The 17,373-nt window shown below is 57.7% G+C and carries 18 protein-coding genes; 16 read left to right on the forward strand and 2 right to left on the reverse strand.

Annotated features, from left to right (window positions below):
- Positions 1-30 precede the first annotated feature (30 nt).
- The 16 genes from ACSEXW_RS07720 (at position 31) to ACSEXW_RS07795 (ending at position 14,398) form a co-directional block, all read left to right on the forward strand.
- Positions 31-1,278 (forward strand): bifunctional 3,4-dihydroxy-2-butanone-4-phosphate synthase/GTP cyclohydrolase II, encoded by a 1,248-nt coding sequence (locus ACSEXW_RS07720; protein WP_438445549.1) that lies wholly within the window; start codon positions 31-33, stop codon positions 1,276-1,278.
- A gap of 7 nt (positions 1,279-1,285) precedes the next feature.
- Entirely contained in the window at positions 1,286-1,756 is a 471-nt protein-coding gene (gene ribH / locus ACSEXW_RS07725) for a 6,7-dimethyl-8-ribityllumazine synthase (protein WP_438445550.1), read from the forward strand.
- Between the two features lie 10 nt (positions 1,757-1,766).
- Entirely contained in the window at positions 1,767-2,552 is a 786-nt protein-coding gene (locus ACSEXW_RS07730) for a segregation and condensation protein A (RefSeq protein ID WP_438445551.1), read from the forward strand.
- A complete protein-coding gene (gene scpB, locus ACSEXW_RS07735; RefSeq protein WP_438445552.1) occupies positions 2,521-3,126 on the forward strand; it encodes an SMC-Scp complex subunit ScpB in 606 nt (201 codons plus the stop codon). The genes ACSEXW_RS07730 and scpB overlap by 32 nt, the downstream gene beginning before the upstream one ends.
- 123 nt (positions 3,127-3,249) lie before the next feature.
- Complete coding sequence (locus ACSEXW_RS07740; protein WP_438445553.1) at positions 3,250-3,930, forward strand: DUF2953 domain-containing protein; 681 nt, start codon at positions 3,250-3,252, stop codon at positions 3,928-3,930.
- Positions 3,900-4,457, forward strand: coding sequence for a GerW family sporulation protein (gene ytfJ, locus ACSEXW_RS07745; RefSeq protein WP_438445554.1), 558 nt, complete (start codon positions 3,900-3,902; stop codon positions 4,455-4,457). Before ACSEXW_RS07740 ends, ytfJ begins: the two co-directional genes overlap by 31 nt.
- 176 nt (positions 4,458-4,633) lie before the next feature.
- A complete protein-coding gene (locus ACSEXW_RS07750; RefSeq protein ID WP_438445555.1) occupies positions 4,634-5,818 on the forward strand; it encodes a D-alanyl-D-alanine carboxypeptidase family protein in 1,185 nt (394 codons plus the stop codon).
- A gap of 3 nt (positions 5,819-5,821) precedes the next feature.
- Positions 5,822-6,415: a nucleoside recognition domain-containing protein gene (locus ACSEXW_RS07755; protein ID WP_438445556.1), complete on the forward strand. Its 594-nt coding sequence runs from the start codon at positions 5,822-5,824 to the stop codon at positions 6,413-6,415.
- A gap of 6 nt (positions 6,416-6,421) precedes the next feature.
- Positions 6,422-6,955 (forward strand): spore maturation protein, encoded by a 534-nt coding sequence (locus ACSEXW_RS07760; RefSeq protein WP_438445557.1) that lies wholly within the window; start codon positions 6,422-6,424, stop codon positions 6,953-6,955.
- 82 nt (positions 6,956-7,037) lie between these two features.
- Complete coding sequence (locus ACSEXW_RS07765; protein ID WP_438445558.1) at positions 7,038-7,385, forward strand: hypothetical protein; 348 nt, start codon at positions 7,038-7,040, stop codon at positions 7,383-7,385.
- Positions 7,386-7,406: 21 nt separating this feature from the next.
- Positions 7,407-8,168, forward strand: a complete 762-nt coding sequence (locus tag ACSEXW_RS07770; protein ID WP_438445559.1) for a pseudouridine synthase — start codon at positions 7,407-7,409, stop codon at positions 8,166-8,168.
- 114 nt (positions 8,169-8,282) lie between these two features.
- Positions 8,283-8,813, forward strand: a complete 531-nt coding sequence (locus ACSEXW_RS07775; protein WP_438445560.1) for a peroxiredoxin family protein — start codon at positions 8,283-8,285, stop codon at positions 8,811-8,813.
- Between the two features lie 40 nt (positions 8,814-8,853).
- Positions 8,854-10,509 carry a cytochrome c biogenesis protein ResB gene (resB, locus tag ACSEXW_RS07780; protein WP_438445561.1) on the forward strand — a complete coding sequence of 552 codons (1,656 nt, stop codon included), beginning with the start codon at positions 8,854-8,856 and terminating at the stop codon, positions 10,507-10,509.
- On the forward strand, positions 10,506-11,783 hold the full coding sequence (ccsB, locus tag ACSEXW_RS07785; RefSeq protein WP_438445562.1) for a c-type cytochrome biogenesis protein CcsB: 1,278 nt from the start codon (positions 10,506-10,508) through the stop codon (positions 11,781-11,783). The genes resB and ccsB overlap by 4 nt, the downstream gene beginning before the upstream one ends.
- 84 nt (positions 11,784-11,867) lie before the next feature.
- On the forward strand, positions 11,868-12,584 hold the full coding sequence (locus ACSEXW_RS07790; protein WP_438445563.1) for a response regulator transcription factor: 717 nt from the start codon (positions 11,868-11,870) through the stop codon (positions 12,582-12,584).
- Complete coding sequence (locus ACSEXW_RS07795) at positions 12,584-14,398, forward strand: HAMP domain-containing sensor histidine kinase (protein ID WP_438445564.1); 1,815 nt, start codon at positions 12,584-12,586, stop codon at positions 14,396-14,398. Before ACSEXW_RS07790 ends, ACSEXW_RS07795 begins: the two co-directional genes overlap by 1 nt.
- A gap of 120 nt (positions 14,399-14,518) precedes the next feature.
- Here ACSEXW_RS07795 and ACSEXW_RS07800 read toward each other — a convergent pair whose 3' ends face one another.
- Complete coding sequence (locus tag ACSEXW_RS07800; protein WP_438445565.1) at positions 14,519-15,427, reverse strand: MerR family transcriptional regulator; 909 nt, start codon at positions 15,425-15,427, stop codon at positions 14,519-14,521.
- A gap of 133 nt (positions 15,428-15,560) precedes the next feature.
- Positions 15,561-17,147: a phosphoglycerate dehydrogenase gene (gene serA / locus ACSEXW_RS07805; RefSeq protein WP_438445566.1), complete on the reverse strand. Its 1,587-nt coding sequence runs from the start codon at positions 17,145-17,147 to the stop codon at positions 15,561-15,563.
- Between the last annotated feature and the right edge of the window lie 226 nt (positions 17,148-17,373).

The following is a 17,373-nucleotide window of genomic DNA, read 5'->3' on the forward strand; positions in this document are numbered from 1 at the left end:
TCAGATAAAGACACTAGGGAGTGAAGAGCCATGAATGAACCGATCCGATTGGATTCCATCGAGGAAGCGATCTATGATCTGATTCTCGGCAAGGCCATTATCGTGGTGGATGACGAAGACCGGGAGAATGAGGGCGATCTGATCGCGCTGGCGGACAAAGCTACGCCGGACATCATCAATTTCATGATCAGGGAGGGGCGCGGGCTGGTCTGCGTGCCGATCACCGAAGAGCGGGCGCAGGAGCTGCAGCTGGACCATATGGTCCATCAGAATACGGACTATCACGGTACAGCCTTCACGGTATCCGTGGACCACGTGGAGACGACGACGGGCATCTCCGCCTACGAGCGGGCGCGGACCGTCCAGGCCCTCATCGATCCCAACGCCAGGCCCCAGCATTTCCGCCGGCCGGGACACATGTTCCCCCTGATCGCCAAGAAGGGCGGGGTCCTGCGGCGCGCCGGCCATACCGAAGCGGCGGTGGATCTGGCTCGGATGTGCGGCTCCTATCCGGCAGCTGTCATCTGCGAGGTGGTCAAGGAGGACGGGGAGATGGCCCGTCTGCCCGATCTGGCGGAGTTCGCCCGCAAGCACGGGCTGAAGCTCATTTCCATCGAGGACCTGATCCATTACCGGAATGAAAAGGAGAAGCTGATCCAGCGCGAGGTGGAGGTCAAGATGCCGACGGACTTCGGGATGTTCACGGCGGTGGCGTATACGAACGAAGTGGACCGTAAGGAGCACGTGGCCTTGGTGAAGGGAAAGATCGACCCCGAGAAGCCGGTGCTGGTCCGGGTTCACTCGGAATGTATGACCGGCGACGTGTTCCATTCCCACCGGTGCGACTGCGGTCCGCAGCTGGCGGCAGCCCTGAAGCAGATTGACGAGGCGGGCTCGGGCGTGCTTCTATATATGAGGCAGGAAGGACGCGGCATCGGGCTCATCAACAAGCTGAAGGCCTACAAGCTGCAAGAAGAGGGCCTGGATACGGTGGAGGCCAACCTGAAGCTGGGCTTCGGGGCGGATCTCCGGGATTACGGCATCGGCGCCCAGATTCTGAAGGACCTGGGGGTCCGGACCATCCGGCTCTTGACGAACAATCCAAGAAAAATCAAAGGCTTGGAAGGATATGGCCTCCAAGTTGTCGAAAGAGTACCCTTGCAGATGGTGGAGAATGAGGACAACACCCGCTATCTCCGGACCAAGAAGCATAAGCTGGGCCACATGCTGCAGTTCCAGGATGAGCTGGCTGCAATCACTAACGAACCGAAAGGATGAACATACAATGACACGAGTATATGAGGGCCATTTAGTTTCCGAAGGCTTGCGCTACGGCATCGTTGCCGGCCGTTTCAACGAATTCATCACCTCCAAGCTGCTGGGCGGCGCACTAGACGCGCTGAAGCGCCACGGCGCCAAGGAGGATGAGGTGGAGGTCGCATGGGTGCCGGGCGCGTTCGAGATCCCGCTTGTCGCGCAGAAGATGGCAGCCAGCGGCAAGTATGATGCCGTCATCACCTTGGGTGCAGTTATCCGCGGCTCCACGCCGCATTTCGACTATGTCTGCTCCGAAGTGTCGAAGGGTGTCGCCGCCATCTCCCTGAAGACCGGCGTGCCGACCATCTTCGGCGTGCTGACCACTGATTCCATCGAGCAAGCAATCGAGCGGGCCGGCACCAAAGCGGGCAACAAGGGCTGGGAGGCCGCCTCCACCGCCATCGAGATGGCGAATTTGCTGAAGCAGTTCGAGGCATAGGCCCCCTCCCATGAAGGTGACGTTCAAGCTTGAAACCTTCGAAGGACCCTTGGACCTTCTGCTGCATCTGATCGATAAGGCGGAAGTGGATATTTATAATATACCCATTAGTGTAATCACGGCGCAGTACTTGGACTACATTCAAGGCATGCAAGAGCTGGAGCTGGAGGTTACGAGCGAGTTTCTGGTCATGGCGGCCACTCTTCTGGCCATCAAGAGCAAGATGCTGCTGCCGAAGCCTCCGGTCATCGAGTACGAAGACCCGGACTGGGAGATGGACGGCGATTTCGATCCGCGTGCCGAACTGGTTCAGAAGCTGATCGAATACCGGAAGTATAAGGGAATCGCCGATCATCTCCGGGAGAAGGAACAGGAACGCAGTCTGCTCTTCACGCGAGAGCCTGCGGACCTGTCCCCCTTCGTTCAGCAGACCGTGGAGAACCCGGTGGAGGGGCTGGGACTGTCCGACTTGCTGCTGGCCTTCAAGAAGGCGCTGCGCAAGCAGATGAGCCGCAATCAGGTGGCCCGCATCCGCAGAGACGAGATCTCGGTGAAGGACCGGATCCGCCAGGTGGCGGAAACGCTCCGGGAGTCGGGTGGCAAGATCCTCTTCTCGGGGCTGCTGTCGGAGGACAACACGCGGGAAGAGATTGTGGTCACCTTCCTCGCCCTGCTGGAGCTGATGAAGATGAAGCAGATTCTCTGCTATCAGCACAAGCTGTTCGAGGATATCGTGATTCAGGCAAGAGAGGACGGAAATTGGGATGGAGTTGCCGAAGTGGAAGTCGATTATTGAGGGACTTCTGTTCGCTGCCGGCGAAGAAGGATTGGAATTGAAGCAGCTTGCGGAAGTATTGGAACTGGATGTGAAGTTTACGGCCGGTCTCGTGGACGAGCTGAGAGAGGATATGAAGCGCTCCGGAAGGGGCATTCAGATGGTGGAGATTGCAGGCGCCCTTCAGCTGGCTACCTTGGCGGAGCATGCGCCTTATTTCGAGCGCCTGGCGGCCTCGCCGAGCCGTTCCTCCTTATCGCAAGCGGCTCTTGAAACCTTGTCCATCGTGGCCTACAAGCAGCCCATTACCCGGGTCGAGATCGAGGAGATCCGCGGCGTCAAGTGCGACAGGGCTCTGCAGACTTTGATCGCCAAGGATCTGATCGAAGAGAAGGGCCGGGCCGAAGCGATCGGTCGGCCGATTCTGTACGGAACCACCAAGTCGTTCCTGGATTATTTTGCCCTGAACGGCCTCCATGATCTGCCGGATTCCTCCCAGTTCGAGCATGAGGTGGACTTGGAGGAGGAGACCCGGATGCTCTTCGAGAAGCTGGATGGCAAGCAGATGACCATCGACGACATGGAACAGGAATAAATGCATGGCCTGCCAATAACAAGGTTACACTAACTCCGCATAACCGGCGCGGCTCCCCGCGTCCCGGTTCGGAGTTTTTTGGCGTTTATCAGGAAAGCTATCTTTTGGGAGGCGGTATAACGGATGGATTGGTGGGCTTGGACACTGCTTGTGCTTGCTGTCGTCGTGTTGGCAGCCTGGGTCAGCAACGTGAAGATCCAGATCTTCTATTCCCGGGTGGAGGACAATGACCGCTTCTATGTGTTGGTCCGCGGCTTGTACGGGCTTGTCCGCTACAAGTACGAGGTGCCCATCATCAAATTCAGGGGTCTGCACAAGGGGATCGATTTCAAGTCGGAGAAGGTCAACGAGCTGAATTCCAGCCTGATCGACGAGAGCGTGGGCAATATCGACCGGGAGAAGATCCTCCGGTATTACGATAAGTTCAAACGGGCTCTTCAGGCGACCTTCGATATGAAGGAATGGGTGAAGGATACTCTGGCCCAAACATGCTGTACGGATATGAAGTGGATCACGCGGGTGGGGATCGGGGATGCGCCGGAGACGGCCATCACGACGGGACTGGTCTGGACCGTCAAGTCCTCTATTTTGGGGTATCTGTTCAAGTTTATCAAACGCGATGTGAAGCCGGATATCCGGGTGATCCCCATGTACAATCAAACAGTTTTTTCCACCGAAATCTCTTGCATAGCCCAAATTCGTCTGGGTCAAGCTATCTTTGCCGGACTGCATTTGCTGGTTCGCATCATGAAAGTGAAGGGAGGAATTAAGGCATGGCAGAACATCCTATCCAAGGCCTCATGAAAGTTGCGATGGAGAACATCAAAGAGATGGTGGACGTGAACACGATCGTCGGTGATCCGGTGGAAACGCCGGACGGCAGCGTGATCATGCCGATTTCCAAGGTGGGCTTCGGTTTCGCAGCAGGCGGCAGCGAGTTTTACGGTGAAGTAGAGGAAAACGAATCCGGCCCGAACGGCAGCGTTCACCGGGAAGCGGATGCCGCAACCGTAATGCTTCCATTCGGCGGCGGCAGCGGCGGCGGGGTATCCATTACGCCGATCGCGTTCCTCGTAGTCAGCAAGCAAGGTGTGAAAGTGGTGCCGCTGGATAATCAAACCCACATCTACGAGCGTCTCATCGACGCGGCTCCGCAGGTGGTGGAGAAAATCCAGAGCATGCTGAAGGGCGGCAAGCAGCAAGCCCAAGGCATGATGGGCGGCATGATGGGCAGCACCATGGGCGGCATGATGGGATCCACCGATACCACTCAAACGCCTGACACCCAGCAATCCGACTGGAGCAGCAACAATCAGAATTGTCCGGTGTAACAGGCTCCACCCAATGCAAGAATTCCTTCTCAAACCGTCCGCGGCCACGAGGCTGCCGGGCGGTTTTTCCCTTTCCGGGGCGTACGCGGCTTGGACCATTCGGGGGACATGAACCCCGGTGTACAGGCATATATATGGTACAAGTATGCTTGGAACCGAAGGGATGGATCACTGTCATGAGAAAAGGAACGCTTCACCTGCTGCTGATCGCGGTTCTGCTCCTGGGATTATGCGGCGGCGGGGCTCCGGCCGCTGCAGCACCCGAGCGGATCGGCACCCGAGCCGAAGCCGCGGCACTGATCGATGTCAAGTCCGGGCGTCTGCTCTACACCCAGCAGGGGGATAAACGGATGCGGATCGCCAGTCTGACCAAGATCATGACGGCCATCGTCGCCGTCGAACAGGGCAGGCTGTCCGATTCGGTCAAGGTCGGCAGCAATGCGTACGGGAAGGAGGGCTCCTCCGTCTATCTGAAGCTCGGTGAGGAGATGAGCCTGCACCACCTGCTGTACGGACTGATGCTTCGCTCCGGGAACGACGCCGCCACGGCCATTGCGGAGCATGTGGGAGGCTCCGAGATGGGCTTCGTGTACCTGATGAACCAGAAGGCCCAGGAGCTCGGGATGATCGGCTCCCACTTCATGAATCCCCACGGGCTGGACCACGACGAGCACTATTCCACGGCCAACGATATGGCCAAGCTGACGGCCTATGCGCTGCAGAATCCCGTCTTTCAGGAGATCGTCAAGACCGAGGTCAAAAAGGTGCCGAACCCCTCCGAGAATTGGGACCGCGTCTGGACCAACAAGAACAAGATGCTGAACATCTACGAAGGCTCCGACGGAGTGAAGACCGGTTACACCAAGCTGGCCAAGCGATGTCTCGTATCCTCCGCCACCCGGAACGGACAGCAGCTGGCCGTCGTGACTCTGAACGATCCGGATGACTGGCTGGACCACAGCCGTCTGCTGGATTGGGGCTTCAAAAGCTTCACGCTGACGCCTCTGGTGAAGCAGCAGGATGCCGTGGAGAACGGCTATGTAGCCGGGCGTTCCTTCTCCTACGCCTTGGAGGAGGGGGAGATCAGCAAGATTGAGAAGAAGGTGGAATGGAACGACAAGACCTCCACGGCTTACCGGCTGGGGGAAGCGGGCAGGCTGACGGTGCTCCTCGACGGAAAGCCGATTGGCGCCGTCCCCGTCTATCCGGCAGGAAGCCCCAGATTAAGCGGCGCCCAAGGCGACGCGGGAGTGAACCGCTATACGAGCCAAGCGGCAGTGGTGGGCTTCCGGGAGGGCTGGGCTGACGTGCTGGGGGCCCTGCTGCGCACCTTGTTCGGCGGCGGGGAAAGGCAGGGATAAACCATGGTGAACTGGATCTGGTTGTTCTTCATCGCCGGGGGCTTCTTGACCGCCGCGGCGACCGGCAATATCGAGGCCGTCACCCAAGCCGTGTTCGACGGTGCGAAATCCGGAGTCACCGTCTGCTTCGGTCTGATCAGCATTATGGTATTCTGGCTGGGGATCATGAGAATTGCAGAGGATTCAGGTTTGCTGGACAAGATCGCCGTCCTGCTCCGGCCCGTCGTGCGCTGGCTGTTCCCCAGCGTTCCGCCTAACCATCCGGCCATCGGCTACATCATGTCGAATATGAGCGCCAACATCCTCGGTCTGGGGAACGCCGCGACCCCCATGGGGATCAAGGCCATGCAGGAGCTGCAGAGCTTGAATCCGGAGAAGGATCAAGCTTCGGCGGCCATGTGTACGCTCCTGGCCATCAATACGGCCAGCATCACCTTGATTCCGACGACAATCATTGCCATCCGCCTGCAGAACGGCTCCGCCAACGCCGCCGAGATCGTCGGCACGACGCTGCTCGCCACCGCCATCGCGACGGCTGTCGCCATATTGGTGGATAAGTATTACCAGCGCAAACATTTTCCGACCCGGAAAGGATGACGGTTCATGTACGCCTTCGTATCCCTCATATCCGCTTGGGCGATCCCCGTCATCTTGGCGTTCATCCCGCTGTACGGGATGTATAAGAAGGTGCCTGTCTATGAGTCCTTCACGGAGGGCGCCAAGGGAGGCTTCGATACGGCCATCCGCATGATCCCGTACCTCGTCGCCATGATGGTGGCGATCTCCGTATTCCGCGCATCGGGAGCCATGGAGCTGATCATCGGGGTGTTCCGGCCTCTTCTGGACCGGGTCGGCATCCCGGGGGAGGTGCTGCCGCTGGGGATTCTTCGGCCCTTGACGGGGGCCGGCTCCCTGGCCTACACCCAGCAGCTGATCGAGCAGTACGGCCCCGACTCCATGATCGGACGGATCGCCTCCACGATCCAGGGCAGCACAGACACCACCTTGTATGTCCTGGCGGTATACTTCGGCGCTGTTGGCATCCGGAGGTCGCGGTACGCCTTGAAGGTCGGCCTGATCTCCGATCTTGTCGGTTTCCTGGCGGCGATCGCCGTCTGTTTCCTCGTATTCGGTTGAACTTCGGCCGAGCTATTGCCGAACCCCGGCGCCCGCGTATTCATATACTGTACACCAAGCAGACCAAGCGGGGTGAGCGGGTATGAAGACGGTGGGCGTTGTCGTTCATCATTCGGTTTGCCCTTCCATCAACGGGAAGGGCTATGATTTTTTTATCATGAAGAACGGGATCATCATTCCTTCCTCCGTTCAGACGGAGCCCGGATACGTGCATATTTGTCTGGAGGGGGATTTCGCCGGGATGGCTGGAGCTGAGCTTGGGAGTCCGGAGCGCAAGGAGCAGTTGTTCTTGTTCCAGAAGCTGGTGATCCGGCTGTCCCGGACACTCGGATTTCCGCTTGATCACATCCAGTCCCACACGGAATCATGTCCGGGGAAAGGTTTTCCATGGGCCGAGCTTGTGATTTCCGTTCAGGACGGGTATCATTAGCATGAGGTGACGGATAACAAGATGGAACGATTACAAAAAGTACTGGCCCAAGCGGGCATCGCCTCGCGACGCAAATGCGAGGAATACATAACCTCCGGACGGGTCATGGTGAATGACGTGCTGGTTACGGAGCTGGGCACCAAGGTGGACCCGACGGTGGACGTCATCCTGGTGGACGGCAGGCCGATCCGGAGCCAGAGTAAGATCTACCTGATGCTGAATAAGCCGAAGGGGGTCATCACCAGCGCGAAGGACCCTGAGGGCCGCAAGGTAGTCACGGATTTTCTTCCAGGCGTGAAGGAACGGGTCTATCCGGTTGGTCGGCTCGATTACGATACCGAGGGGCTCCTGATTCTGACGAACGATGGAGAGTTCGCCAATCTGCTGACCCACCCGAAGCACCATATTCCCCGGACGTACCATGCCACCGTCAAGGGGAACATCCACGGCAACGTGCTGGACAAGCTGAAAGCCGGAGTCAAGCTGGAGGACGGCATGACCGCTCCGGCGGAGGTCGATTATCACGACATCAACCCGGATAAGAATGAGACCGTCGTAACCATCACCATCTTCGAGGGACGGAACCGTCAGGTGCGCCGCATGTTCGAAGCGGTGAATCATCCGGTCATCCGGCTGAAGCGGGTCATGTTCGGCTCCTTGGGCTTAACGGGGCTGCCCCGGGGCAAGTATCGCAAGCTGCTTCCCGCAGAAGTGAAGGCGCTCCGAGAGGAAGCGCTGGCTGCTGCAGCTGAACCTAAATCGTCACAAAATGTTCAAAAGTAAATCGAGAAATTCAGATCCCGAGACGGCTTTCGTTTTACGCCGCCCCGGGTTCTATTTTATACTTATTCTTAATAAAGAAAGGAAAATCCGTACAGGGATTGAAGGTGATTTCCATTGGGTAAGAATAGAAAATGGATCCAGCTGGTCATTCTCGGCGCCATTCTGCTGATCGGCGGCTGGACCATCGGCACCTCCCTGACCGAACGCTCGGACCAGATTCCGCAGAACGGAGACAAGGCGCCGGAATTCAGCGTCAAGGGTCTGGACGGATCGGCGCTGAAGCTGTCGGATCTGAAGGGCAAGCCGGTCGTCTTGAACTTCTGGGGCACCTTCTGTCTGCCATGCCGCGACGAGATGCCAGCGCTGCAGAGAGCGGCAGACAAATGGGCTTCCTCCGGCGTAACCGTATTGGGCATGAACCTGGGGGAGAACGCGGTATCGGTCAAGAGCTTCGTCGAGCAGTACAAGGTGAGATTCCCCGTCTATCTCGACAAGGATGAAACCATCCGCAAGCGGTACGGCGTCATGTCCTATCCGTCCACCTTTTTCATCCGCCCGGACGGCACTATCTTCGAGAAGAAGATCGGAGAGATGGATGACGCTTACATTGAACAAACGTTAACCGCCTTGCTGGCCTCCCGCTAAGGAGGCGCCGGATGCAGCTGCGGCACTCAGGAGGACAGGCATGATCGAGAATACCAAATGCGAATGCGGACACCAGAATCCGCTCGCAACCATCTTATGCGAGTCCTGCGGGAAACCGCTGGAGGAGGGAGGAGAGGAAAGCCGGGAGCCTCTGGAGATGAAGTACGACGGGGTAGCCCGGCGCTCCCAGAGGGACAATCCCGGTCCCATCGACCGGGTGTGGAATTTCTTCTCCTCAGTCAAGATCGCCATCTATCTGATCGTGATCACGCTCCTGGGATCGACACTCGGTACGATCTATCCCCAGGAGAACACGTTTATTAATCTGGATCCGTCCGTGTACTACAAGGAAACCTACGGCACTCTGGGACACCTCTATTATCTCTTGGGCCTGTCCCATACCTACGAGTCCTGGTGGTTCATCACGCTGCTGCTCATGATCGGCACGTCCCTCATCGTCTGCAGCCTGGACCGGGTCCTGCCGCTCTACAGGGCGCTTAACAAGCAGCAGATCCGCAAGCACCAGTCCTTCCTGCGGCGCCAGAAGATCTCCTACTCGGGGACGATTCCCGGAGGAAGCGGGGAACAAGCGTCCAGCAGCTGGATGGAGACTGCGGCCAAGGCGCTCCGCAAGAAGGGATACCGAATCCATACGGATGCTGATCAGGGAGCATTGTTGGCCGAGAAGCACCGCTTCAGCCGGTGGGGACCTTACATCAATCACATTGGCCTGATCGTCTTCCTCGGTGCGGTGCTCATGAGGAGCATCCCGGGCTGGCACATGGACCAGTACATCGGCTTCCCCGAGGGACAGCCGGTACCGATTCCGGAGACGCCCTATTACCTGCTGAACGAAAAATTCACCGTCGAGTTCTACGAGAACAACCCATCGGTTCCGAAGCTGTATGAGACCCAGGCCGTGCTCTATACCTGCAAGTCCCAGTGCGACGATCCGCAGGGAGAGCCGGTCCTGGAAGAGGTTCACCGGCAGAATATTATCGTGAACAAGCCGCTCTCCTACCACGGGCTATTGGCGTACCAGTTCGACTTCAAGCAGAATCCGATGCTCCTGTCGGTGACGCCGAGCCTGCGGAACAAGAAGACGGGGGAAACCTACGGCTCCTTCGAGCTGTCCATGTTCAATCCGAAGCCGGTCTATCAGGCCGGACCTTACAAGCTGTCGCTGAAGGGGTACTTCCCCGACTTCGAGCTGGATCAGAAGGGACAGCCGGTAACCAAGTCGAAGGATCCGAATACGCCTGCGTTTATTTTTCTCATCGAAGGGCCCGGATTATCCTCGCAAGGGGAGGTCTACATGTACTTCCCGAAGCAGGTGGATAAGGAAAGATTCGTTCAGGATAAGCTGAACGGGCCGTTGGCCGACAAGCTGGAGCTTACGGCCGGAAGCATGGAGAACGTGAAGATCTCCGCCTTCGTCAGCTATTTGAACATTCGCAAGGATACGGCCATGCCATTCATCTGGGTGGGAGCCGCCATCTCCATGATCGGCCTGATCATGGGCTTCTACTGGCAGCACCGTAGAATCTGGCTCCGGCTGGACGGCGGGGAGCTGCTGCTGGGAGCCCACACGAACAAGAATTGGTTCGGGCTGCGGAAGGAATGTGCGGATATCTTGGGCAAGACCGGGATTCAGGTGGATCCCAAATCGCTTGATACAGGGGGAAAAGGATCGTGACCGAGCTTCTGGATTCCATCAGCGGTGCGAGCGGGAACTTCCTGCTGGCCGCGTTCTGGCTGTACTGCTTGGCCTTCTTGCTATATGTTATCGCCATCACGGGCAAGCGCTGGAGCGGCAACGAGCCCGAGGCTCATATGAAAGCGTGGGGCAGGGCCGCCTTCATCGCCACCTTGGCCGGCTGGGCCGGCCATCTGCTGTTCTTCTTCACCCGCTGGTATGCCAGCGGTCATATACCGACCAGCAACATGTACGAATTCATGACCTTCCTGGCTATGATGATCGTATTCGCCTCCATTGTCGTGTATCTCATCTACCGGACCCTGGTGATCGGGGCCTTCGCCCTTCCCTTGGGCGTGCTGATTCTGGCTTACGCTTCGGTCTTCCCCAAGGAGATTACACCGCTGATTCCGGCTCTGAAGAGCTATTGGCTCAACATCCACGTCACCACGGCGGCTGCAGGGGAAGCCTTCTTCGCCGTCGGCTTCGCCGGGGGACTCATGTACCTGCTGCGTACCATTGATTATCAGGGGCGCAGCAAGGAGGCGCGGAAGAGGCAGCGCTGGGTGGAGGCCACCCTGTTCGTCCTGCTGGTGATCGTCGGCTTCGTCGGCGGCATCTTCACCTTCAACGGAGCGGGGTATAAAGCGGTCTTCGAGAACACCATCATCACGACGGACGCAAGCACCGGGGAGCAATCCTCCCGGGTCGAGCAGACGCTCTATGTGCTTCCGCCGATCGTTGCTCCCCACCAGTCGGTGGTGAAGGAGATGACTCCGTTCCTCGGTATGGAGGAGGCCCCGTTTCAGGCGCCGTCCTGGATGAAGGGCACCCAAGCCGGCCGTAAGCTGAACACGGTCATCTGGTCCCTCCTGATCGGCGGCGTGTTGTACGGGCTCATCCGTCTGGTGATCCGCCGGCCGCTGGGCCAGCTGCTCCAGCCCCTACTGAGATCCATGGATCCAGAGGATCTGGACGAGATCGCCTATCGTTCCATTGCCATCGGCTATCCCGTCTTTACGCTCGGAGCGCTGATCTTCGCCATGATCTGGGCCCATGAGGCTTGGGGGCGTTTCTGGGGCTGGGATCCCAAGGAGGTATGGGCTCTCATCACCTGGCTCTTCTATGCCGCTTATCTTCATCTTCGGCTTTCGAGAGGCTGGCAGGGGGAAAAATCAGCGTGGCTGGCCGTGATCGGCTTCCTCGTAGTCATGTTTACGCTGATTGGCGTAAATTTAGTGATTGCGGGTCTTCACTCTTACGCGGGAGTATAATATAATTTGTCGTATAATGGCATAAAACTAACTATAATGAGATAAGGGATTATAGTCGGAGACAAACGTGGGGAGTGTTGATGCTTGGCTGAACTCGGATTGAATATTTTGATCGTGGATGACGAAGAACGAATCCGCCGACTGCTGCGGATGTACCTGGAGAAGGAAGGCTATACCATCGAAGAGGCAGAGGACGGTGAATCCGCCCTGCAAAAGGCGCTGGAGAAGGATTATGATCTGATTCTTCTTGATCTGATGCTTCCCGGGATCGACGGCATTGAGGTATGCTCCAGGCTCCGTCAATACAAGGCGACGCCGGTGATCATGCTGACGGCCAAGGGTGAAGAGGCGAACCGTGTGCAGGGCTTCGAGGTCGGCACGGACGACTATGTGGTGAAGCCCTTCAGCCCCCGCGAGGTCATCTACCGAGTGAAGGCGATCCTGCGCCGTTCTTCGGCAACCGCTTACCTCTCCAAGGATGCGAACTCGAGCAACAACATCGTATTCCCCCATTTGGTGATCGAGCATGATGCCCACCGGGTAACGGCGGGAGGGCAGGAGGTCGCTCTGACTCCGAAGGAATATGAGCTTCTGCACTATTTGGCCACGTCGCCGGACAAGGTGTTCTCCCGGGAAGAGCTGCTGAAGGACGTATGGAATTACGAGTTCTTCGGCGATCTCCGCACGGTGGATACCCATGTGAAGCGTCTCCGGGAGAAGCTGAACAAGGTGTCCCCGGACGCCGCCGCCATGATCACCACCGTGTGGGGCGTCGGCTACAAGCTTGAGGTTCCGAAATAGTGTTCATAGCCAAAAATATCGTCGTCAAGCTCTGGATGACCATTATTGCCCTTGTGGCCGTCGTGCTGATCATCCTGGGCTTGTTTCTTTTCCGTTACATTGATTCGAACTTCCCCAAGCTGGACGACCAATCGAACGATCTGGAACGGCTGACCTTCAAGATCGCGGCAGAGGCGGCTCTGAAGGAGCGGGACAACGATTACATCCGTGCCATGAACGATCTCTTGGGCGCGCAGAGCATCGGCATGATCGTAATGGAAACCAACGGCACCGAGCGGAATACGGATTTGAAGAGCAAGCCCGTTCCGCTGAACGAGGTGTTGAGCCAAGAGGAGCGCAGCAGGCTGCTCCGGGGCGAAGTGTTCGAAAAACGCTTCACGCCCTTATCGGTTCATGAGAAAACAGACTTTCTCGCCGTGGCGGTTCCCGTTACCAGCGCGAAGACCGCCGAGATCGTCGGTGCGGTGGTGATGTACCAGCCGATGAAGGCGTCGGACAATCTACAGCTCTTCGTCAAGAGACTGTTCGCCTTCGTTTCCTTCATGGGCTTCCTGTTGACCACGTTCTTCGCATTCTTCCTGATCACGCGACTCACCCGGCCGCTGAAGCAGCTGAAACGGGCGGCCAACCTGATTACCCAAGGCGAATATGCGACCCGGGTCCCCGTGGTATCAGGGGATGAGCTGGGGGATCTGGCCCAAACCTTCAATCTGATGGGAGAGCAGCTGGAGGCCAATATCAACGAGTTGAATCAGGAGAAAAATAATCTATCCGGTGTGCTCGGAAGTATGTCCGACGCCGTCATGGCCTTCGACGCCGCCGGCAAGGTCATCTTCACCAATCCGAGAGGCCAGCGCATTCTGGAGGAATGGAGCGAGATCCAGTGGACCGAGCCGGATCCGGATTCGGGCCACGCGGACAGTCATGTGCCGGAGCCGCTGCAGAACCTGTTCGTCGAAGTGGTGGAGGAGATCCGTCCGGTCTACTCCAAGATTCATGTGCAGCAGGGCGTATGGTCCATTGTCATGGCTCCCTTGTACACCCTGAAGCAGATCCGCGGGGCAGTGGCCGTGCTGCGGGATGTGACGGAGGAGCACCGGCTGGAGAAGCTCCGGAAGGACTTTGTGGCCAATGTATCCCATGAGCTCCGGACGCCGCTGTCCATGCTTCAAGGCTACAGCGAAGCGCTGCTGGATGACATCGTCACCACGGAGGAGGACCGCCGGGATCTGGCTCAAGTGATCCATGATGAATCCCTGCGCATGGGTCGGCTGGTGAAGGATCTGTTGGACCTGGCCCGGATGGAAGCCGGACATATGGAGATGAATATGGGGGAGGTCCAGCTGTCGCCTCTCTTCAAGCGGGTATACCGCAAGTTCCTTACCCTGACGAGGGATCGCGATATTCAGCTGGAAGCGGAGTTTCCTTCGGAGGATGTGGTGCTGGAGCAAGCTGACCAGGACCGTCTGGAGCAGGTGCTGACCAACCTGCTGGACAATGCCATCCGGCATACGCCTGCAGGCAAGAAGATTTATCTTCGCTATCAGACCATGTCTCATCTGGATTCTTCCGCCGCGCTGATCGAGATTGAGGATGAAGGAAGAGGAATACCTCCGGATGATCTGCCCTATATCTTCGAACGGTTCTATAAGGCCGACAAAGCCCGCACTCGCGGTGCAACAGGAGGTACGGGCCTGGGACTGGCCATCGTGAAGAACATTGTAGAAGCCCACCAGGGCTCGGTCAATGTGCGCAGCGAGGTCGGACAAGGCACGACATTTTCCATCATCCTTCCGATTCGCCGGGAGGCATAAAAACGCGAAGCACGGTTCGGAACCTACCGAACCGTGCTTTTTTTTGCGGAATGCTCATCCATAATATTGTTACTCGTGGAACATCTGCGTGGAACATAAAATCGTGTCGAAGCCGAAGAGCTACGGAAGGTGATAGCCCGTGTGATCCGCACGGACCGGAACCAAACGCTGGAGCTCCTCGAGACGGTTCATATACTGGTCGTAGAGAGGGCTGATTCGACGCATAAGGGGTGGGATGATATCGTAATAGCCGCTCCGGGCCAGCGCTTGCTTCGAAGCGTTCATCCAAGGTATCATGCCGTGGAGCGGAGAGGAGGATGGAGAGGCTTGAATGGCTGCCCGAAGCCGTTCCGCTATAGGGATTAGCGCCTCCGGCCCGGAATGGGCCAGATGAAGGGCAGACTTCCGGTTCTGTTCGATCATCTCGCGGACCGCTTCCGGAGAGAACATCCCATACAGCCGCTCCAGCTCCTCCGGATAGGAGGCCGGCTCCAGCTCGTCCAACCGCCGGATCAGCTCCTCCCAGGCGGCCTCCTGTTCCTCCGAGAGGGGCTCCTCCGGTAGGAAGGCTTCGAAATGACAGGCCAGCATGGTGCCGAAGGGTCCGGGGAATAGGCTGCTTAGTCGGTCCCGGAAGCGGGGGAGGCCTTCCTTGCTGCGGGCTCCTAACGCCAAGATAGCGTTCCTTATATCACCGCCTCCCGCTGTTTCGCAGCACTCCAGCAGCTGTCCGAGCCGTCTCTGCAGCTCTGACAAGTGATCTTGCTCCGCAGATATACGCTGCAGATGCTGCCGCAGCAGGAGGAGAAGCTGGGATGGGGGGCAGTCCAGCAGACCGCGGATCTCCGATACGTTCAGATTCAGGCCGCGCAGCTCACGGATCATAGCGAGCGTCTCCACATCGCCGTCCGTGAAGTTCAACCAGCTGCCGGCAGATTGGGTCTCCGGATTCAACAGCCCTTGCTCGATATAATACCGGATGGCCTTCTTGGTCAGCCCGGTGCTTGCCGCCGCTTCGCCGATTAACATCCATGAACACATCCTTTCGCGGTGTCTCGTATACCGGTTCTGCCTTCAGTGTACTCTGTTCCCCTAGGGAACGGTCAAGACCTGTCCGCAAAAGAAAAGAGGCCATCGAATGGCCTCTTCCATCGTGATAGGATTACAGCGCAATGTCCTTAGCTACGCTGATCTCCGGTACATTCTTCAGCTTCGCCAGCAGATCGTCCGAAGCCGGCTTGTCGATGGTGAGCAGCATGATGGCTGCACCGCCGACGACCTTACGGCCTACCTGCATGCTGGCGATGTTGACTTCATTGTCGCCCAGCAGGGTGCCGACTTTACCGATGATACCCGGCTTGTCGTTATGTGCGATGAAGAGCACGGTGCCTTCCGGTGCGACGTCAACCGGGTACTGGTCGATCTGAACGATCCGCTCGCCGTAACCCGCCAGCAGGGTACCAGCGGCTACGCGCTCTTCCTGCTTGGTCTTCAGTGTGACGGTTACCAGGTTGGTAAAGCTCTTGGCTTCCGCAGACTTCTGCACGACGACGTTGATATCGCGGGTCTTGGCCAAGTGCATGGCGTTGACCACATTGGCTTCTTCGCCCAGATGAGTGGACAACACGCCGAGAACGATGTAACGGGTCAGCGGGTTGGTATCCACATCCATCAGCTCACCCGAATACTTGATCTGGATCTCGCTGACGGCTCCTTCGGTGATCTGGCTGATGACCTTGCCAAGCTTCTCGCCCAAGTTAAAGTAAGGCTGGAGCTTTTTCAGGACGTTAGCCGGAACGGAAGGCATGTTGACGGCATTCTTGAACGGCTCGCTGCGGAGGATGTGCAGCACTTCCTCGGATACGTCCACGGCTACGTTCTCTTGGGCTTCGATAGTCGATGCGCCCAAGTGCGGGGTTACGATGATCTTCGGATGGTTCAGGAACGGATGGTCGGCAGCCGGCGGCTCTTGGGTGAAGACGTCGAATGCGGCTCCGGCGACGATGCCTGCGTCGATGGCTTCCACCAGGGCGCCCTCATCGATGATGCCGCCGCGGGCACAGTTGATGATGCGGGCGCCTTTCTTCATGATCTCGAACTGCGGACGGCTGATAATGCCGCGGGTTTCGTTGGTCAACGGGGTATGAACAGTGATGAAGTCGGCTTGGCGAACGATGTCTTCCACCGAGCCCAAGGTGATGCCGAGCTTCTCAGCGCGTTCTTCGGTCATGAACGGGTCATAGCCGATGATGTCCATGCCGAAGGCCTTGGCCCGCTTGGCCACTTCGCTGCCGATCCGGCCCATGCCGATGACGCCCAGTACCTTGTTGCGCAGCTCGACGCCTACGAACGTCTTGCGGTCCCATTCGCCGCCGATCGTTTTCTTATATGCTTGGGGAATCATACGGGCCAGGCCCATCATCATGGCAAAAGTCAACTCGCAGGTAGCGATGGTGTTGCCGTCCGGAGCATTGACGACGACGATACCGCGCTTGGTAGCAGCCTCCAGGTCGATGTTGTCCACGCCTACGCCGGCGCGGCCTACAACCTTCAGGTTCTTGCCGGCTTCCATGACGCGATCATTGATCTTGGTCTGGCTGCGGACGAGTACGGCGTCATAGTCGACGATGACGTTCAGAAGCTCGGCTTCGGGCATTGTCGCTCTGTTATCCACTTGCACGTCCGGTGCGTCATTCAACAGTTGAACCCCTTGCGCGCTGATTCCATCCAATACGAGAACTTTAAACATGTGTGATTCCCTCCGTTTGATTAGGTATGGTTTCTGTTACATCCAGCTGCAGATGAAGCGGGAGCAGATAAATAAAAAAACTCCAGTCCATCTACGTTAATGAGTAGAAGGGACGGGAGTTGATCTCCGTGGTGCCACCCTAATTCGCCGGAAGCTCACGCTTACGGCCTTGGCCGGTCAGAATTGACCTGGGAAGATAACGGCTTCCTGCCGAGTATATTTAAAC

The organism is Oryzibacillus soli, from assembly GCF_051594765.1.
Lineage (GTDB): Bacteria > Bacillota > Bacilli > Paenibacillales > NBRC-103111 > Paenibacillus_AR.